General features: G+C 38.6%; 3 protein-coding genes and 1 pseudogene. All 4 read left to right on the plus strand.

Annotated elements, in window-relative coordinates; translation table 11 throughout:
• Nucleotides 1-394 (plus strand): annotated as a pseudogene (locus Q0L68_RS17690) (hypothetical protein); the annotation flags it as partial.
• A 43-nt stretch (nucleotides 395-437) separates the two neighbouring features.
• On the plus strand, nucleotides 438-1,325 hold the full coding sequence (locus tag Q0L68_RS17695) for a sugar phosphate isomerase/epimerase (RefSeq protein ID WP_296705590.1): 888 nt from the start codon (nucleotides 438-440) through the stop codon (nucleotides 1,323-1,325).
• Between the two features lie 270 nt (nucleotides 1,326-1,595).
• The gene (locus Q0L68_RS17700; RefSeq protein ID WP_296705591.1) at nucleotides 1,596-3,077 is read left to right on the plus strand and encodes an MFS transporter; all 1,482 of its coding nucleotides are present in this window, start codon (nucleotides 1,596-1,598) and stop codon (nucleotides 3,075-3,077) included.
• 21 nt (nucleotides 3,078-3,098) lie between these two features.
• On the plus strand, nucleotides 3,099-3,810 hold a 712-nt coding region (locus tag Q0L68_RS17705; protein WP_296705592.1), incomplete at its 3' end, for an alpha-amylase family glycosyl hydrolase.

Here is a 3,810-nt window from a genome sequence, read left to right on the forward strand (position 1 = left end):
TGAGCAACCCGAAGCAACTTTTGACCTCAGCAAAACTTTGGAAGGTCAGGTAAAATCAGCTAAAAGGAAGTTCACAAAAGACAGCCCCAGCTCTATAACAATTGAGGATGAAATTGAACTCTCCGAAAACACGCAACTCATCACTTGGCAAATGATGACCTTAGCTGATGTAGAATTAACTGAGGACGGCGCAATTTTGAAGCAAGACGGTAAAACCCTTCATCTTCAAAACCTCTCTCATCCTGAAATCATGATTTCTGTCGTATCACTTGATCCGGCTCCATTGGAGCTTGACCGACAAATTGAAGATCTCAAGAGAATTGAAATTAGAATTCCAGCCTGGACTATAAAGGGAGAACTAACAAAAATTAAAGTGAGGTTGGCAGGAGAATAGAAAGGATAACAATCAATAGAAATCTTGAATAAACGGACGGACTATGAAGCGATTTAATAAAAATCAACTTAGGACATTGATCGTCTTGCTTTCATTGGTCACATGTTTTCCTTTGACTGGAAATTCGCAGCAGAAGCTTCCTACAAAATTAAAAACTAGTCTAAATGCTTATTCATTTAATGTCCCATTGATGAAAGGGGAAATGAATTTGGACGACCTGTTGGAATATTGTGCCGCCAACCAGTTTGATGCAGTTGATATTACCGCCTACTATTTCCCGGGCTACCCAGAAGTGCCATCGGATGAGTATTTATACCATATCAAACAGAAAGCTTTTCTTCTTGGATTGGAAATTAGCGGGACGGGAGTTAGAAATGATTTTACCGATCCAGATCCCGCCAAGCGAAAGGCCAGTGTGGAATTGGTTAAAAACTGGATTTTGGCAGCAGAAAAGCTCGGAGCTCCAGTTATTCGGGTTTTCTCTGGAACTGCCGACGTAAGCCATTTACCAAGAAAACAAGTAATTGAATATATGGTGGCGGACCTCAAGGAATGCGTTGAATTCGGAAAAGCTCATGGGGTGATAGTCGCTATACAAAATCACCATGATTTTCTCAAAACTGCCGATGAGACCATAGATATTATTAACCGCGTGGACTCAGATTGGTTTGGACTGATTCTGGATATTGGCAGCTTTCGAAATGATGCTTACCAGGAAATAGAAAAGGCAATTCCATACGCGGTCAGTTGGCAGCTGAAAGAAAACTTGTATCTGAATGGCGTAGAGCAAAAAACTGATGTTGCCAAAGTCATGTCCTTAATTAAGAAATCCAGCTACCGTGGATATATACCTATTGAGACATTGGGTGAAGGTGATCCAAAAGAGAAAGTCAAAATTTTCTTGAGTGAAATACGGGAGCTAATAAAATAATATAGAGATATAAAAATATTATGGTAACCTTTCTCTGGACACTTATTTTAAAATAAATTCATTTTTTTGAACTCATTTTGTCTCATTTCAAATGATTGAAATAAATTAAAAACTGAAATTCCTATCATGACCCGATAATCTATTTATTTTCCTTCTTAGTCAAACGGCTAAAATAATCGCCTAAATGTGTATTTTAACTTCTCGATTTAAGCTAAAAGCCCTTAAAAGCTTTAAACCCAAGCTTAACGATAACGAACCCAAAATATTTAAATGAGAAAGCCACAGCTCTCCTTTTCCCAAATTATCAACATGAATGTTGGTTTTTTTGGGATTCAATATAGTTTCGGATTACAGCAAAGCGCAGTAAACCCGATTTACGATATGCTTGGGGCCGCCCCAGATGAAATCCCGATTTTGAATTTAGCAGGCCCGATGACCGGGCTACTCATTCAACCGATCATCGGTGCACTCAGTGATAGTACTTGGAGTCCCAGATTTGGAAGAAGAAAGCCATTCTTTTTCATCGGTGCTTTGATGTGTAGTATCTGTTTATTCTTTTATCCATTCAGTAGCTCCCTTTGGATGGCGGCAGGATTACTTTGGGTTTTGGATGCAGCAAATAACACTGCAATGGAACCATACCGTGCGCTGATTGCTGATGTACTTCCAGAAGAACAATATAGCAAAGGATTTTTGACTCAAAGTTTTTTTACTGGTTTAGGGATTACCTTGGCCAATGTCTCTCTTTTCGTATTTCAAAAATACATACCAGGTGTAGCTGGTTCGCTTCCAATCTGGGTCTATGCTTCCTTTTTCTTAGGAACTGTCTGTTCAATTGGTTCGGTAGTATGGAGTATGTCCAAAACCCCTGAATATCCCCCATCGGAAGAAGAATTAGTCGTGTTAAATGAAAGAAACAAAGGAATGCCTCACCCTGCAATCCAGTTTTTCCTTTCCATCTTAACCACTTTAATAGCTTATCTAGCTCTTTTTATATTAATCATCCCAGCGATTTTTGACAGAAAAATCATTCGAAGGACCATTCATTGGGCAGAAAACCATCCAACCATGAAAGTGGTTTTTGCCCAAAACCTAGAAATTATTGAGGCGCTCACCCAAATGCCCTCTGTCATGTGGAAATTAGCTTTGGTTTACCTATTCCAATGGTATGCTCTATTCTGTTATTGGCAGAATGCTGCCAAAAGCATTGCACAGTCTGTCTGGAATACAACTCCCTTAGAAAATAAGACTCTCTATGAGGAAGCTGTGGGATGGACAGGATTGGTAAATGGCTGGTATAACATCGTCACTTTTCTTTCGGCCTTCTTTTTAGCTAGGATGGCAACCAAATTCGGACCAAAGAAAGTCCATTTTATCTGCTTGCTAATGGCAGGAGTTGCTCTTTTAGCTTTTCCTCTCATTGAAAACAAATACCTTTTATTTGCACCTATGACAGGTTTTGGGATCGCATGGGCGAGCATGATGGGTGTTCCGTATCTTTTGGTAGTCAATGAAATCCCCAAAGAACGATACGGAGTTTATATGGGGATCATCAACATGATGATTGTGATACCGATGATATTGCAGACTCTAAGTTTTGGATTTATTTCAAAGACTTTTCTCAATAATAATCCTGGAACAGCAATTTCATTTGCAGGGATTTTATTATTAATCGGCGCTCTTGCTGTTTTAAGAATCAAAGAAAACACCAACGTCATAGAATCTCCAACTTTAGGGGGTGGAGGACATTAATATTCAATTGAAACAAAAAGCATGTTTTTACTGGACAAAGCAGCAAATGATTTTGCTATCGATATTCTAACCAAAAACGGATTTTCAAAAAACGGAAAAGACAAAGAATTGTTCTTTAGGTTAAGTAACTCCATTGATACAATTGCAGAACTATTTGGGAAGGTATATGGGCAAAGTGAAAAAGCAAATTTCTTTTTTGAAAGGTTGATTTTACAGCTGGCTAAAGCAAGTCAGGAACGCGCTAAAGATTTAAAAGAAAGGGATTCAGAAAAGAAAAAGAAAGGAATCTGGTTTCTCTCCAATGAACTCACAGGTATGAGCTTATATGTAGATCGATTTAGTGGGGACCTGAAAAGCATGAATTCAAAGTTGGATTACCTGGAAGAACTCGGGGTAAACTTTTTGCATTTAATGCCACTATTTGAGAGTCCAGAAAATGAAAGCGACGGAGGTTATGCTGTTTCCAATTTCAGGAAAGTTGATAAAAGATTTGGGAGTTTAGATGATCTGAAAAAACTTAGAAAAGAGATGCAGTCAAAAAATATGTATCTCATGCTTGACATAGTTTTAAACCATACCTCTCATCAACACGAATGGGCCGAAAAAGCCAAGAAAGGGGATCCTGAATTTCAGGATTTTTATTACATGTATGATAATAAATGGATCCCAAATCAATATGAGGCCACTATGCCGGATATATTCCCTGAGAGTTCACCGGGAAATTTCACTTGGG

This window comes from Algoriphagus sp., from assembly GCF_024642405.1.
Lineage (GTDB): Bacteria > Bacteroidota > Bacteroidia > Cytophagales > Cyclobacteriaceae > Algoriphagus.